The 1,594-nt window shown below is 62.1% G+C and carries 1 protein-coding gene; it reads left to right on the top strand.

Features of this window, described 5'->3' with window-relative positions; translation table 11 throughout:
- Positions 1-209: 209 nt before the first annotated feature.
- A complete protein-coding gene (locus tag GY769_04490; GenBank protein ID MCP4201174.1) occupies positions 210-1,253 on the top strand; it encodes an IS110 family transposase in 1,044 nt (347 codons plus the stop codon).
- Positions 1,254-1,594 lie beyond the last annotated feature (341 nt).

The following is a 1,594-nucleotide window of genomic DNA, read 5'->3' on the forward strand; positions in this document are numbered from 1 at the left end:
CCCTGGAGTGTCGAACCCCATCTCGCGTCGAGCGATCAGCAGGCAATTTTGGTTTTCAACGAGTGCCGGTTCGAGTGGCGAAACTTAGCCAAAAGATGGTATATCGCGGCGGCTGCGCCCGACGATATCAGGATGAGCGTAGCCCCTTCACGTACGATCGTAGAATCGGGGTCGCCCTGACCTCGTAGATCGAAGAAGGAGCGACGACGATGGCACATTTTGTAGGTCTGGATGTTTCGGTGAAGGAGACGGCGGTGTGTGTCGTCGACGAGGTTGGCGAGGTGGTGTTGGAGCAGAAGGTACCGAGCGAGCCGGACGACATCGTCACGCTGCTGACCTCAATCGGCGAGGCCTATGTCCGGGTCGGGATCGAAGCCGGCCCGCTCTCGCAATGGCTGGTCAACGGTCTGGCTGCCGCCGGGCTGCCGGTTGTCTGCGTCGAGACCCGGCACATGCAAGCGCTGCTCAAGGGGCAGCAGATCAACAAGAGTGACCGCAATGATGCGCGCGGCATCGCGCAGATGATGCGGGTCGGGCTGTTCAAGCCGGTGCATGTGAAGACCCTGGTTGCCCAGGAGCAGCGGATGCTGCTGACCAGCCGCAAGCTGCTCCAGAGAAAACTGCTCGACGTCGAGTGCGATCTACGCGGGACGCTGCGCAACTTCGGTCTCAAGGTGGGCACGGTCAGCACCCGCGGGTACGAGGCGCGGATCCGCGAGCTGGTCGAAGACTTTCCGAAGCTAGCCGCTATCGTGGAACCGCTGCTCACCGTCCGGCGAGTGATGCGCCAGCAGTTCGCGGTCCTCCACAAGATGCTGCTCGACACGGTCCGCCATGACCCGATTTGCCGACGGCTCATGACAGCACCCGGCGTCGGCGTGGTCGTCGCGCTGACTTACCGGGCTACCATTGATCAGCCGCAGCGCTTCGTTCACTCCAGGGCGGTCGGCGCGCATGTCGGTCTGACGCCAAAGCGATTCCAGTCCGGCGAGATCGACTATGATGGCCGTGTGTCCAAGTGCGGTGACACCATGCTCCGCACGATGTTGTACGAGGCCGCGCAGTCGCTCCTCACCCACAGCCGGAAATGGTCCTGGCTGAAGGCGTGGGGCATGCGAGTGGCCCAGCGGCGCGGCATGCGCCGTGCCATCGTCGCAGTCGCGAGGCGCCTGGCGGTAATCCTGCACCGCATGTGGGTCGACGGCACCGAGTTCCGCTGGAGCAACGGCCCTGCCGTCGCCAAGGCAGCCTAAACCTTCGGCTGTACTGACGCAGTACTGGCAAGGAGATCAACGAGTTCTGCTCCGGCAGAAAGATGTCCTCACGGGGACGACGGGTGGGGTGAGTTCGCAACGTCCGCAGATCCTGCTGCTGACCGGCGGCAAGGGCGCCCGAAAGATTGAACCGCCTCATCCTCTTATCCCATCATGAGGTGGTCATGCGCCAACCTCGAAGAGAAGCAAGAGCCCCGTGCGGCAACATCAGCCGGTGCAAAACGACATGCAGAAGGAATGTGGCATGACGTAATCAGAAAGGGCCTTGACCTAAACCGCGATAGAGAAGGGCCTTGACCTAAACCGCGATAGAGAAGGGC

This window comes from bacterium (genome assembly GCA_024224155.1).
In the GTDB taxonomy this organism is placed as follows: domain Bacteria; phylum Acidobacteriota; class Thermoanaerobaculia; order Multivoradales; family JAHEKO01; genus CALZIK01.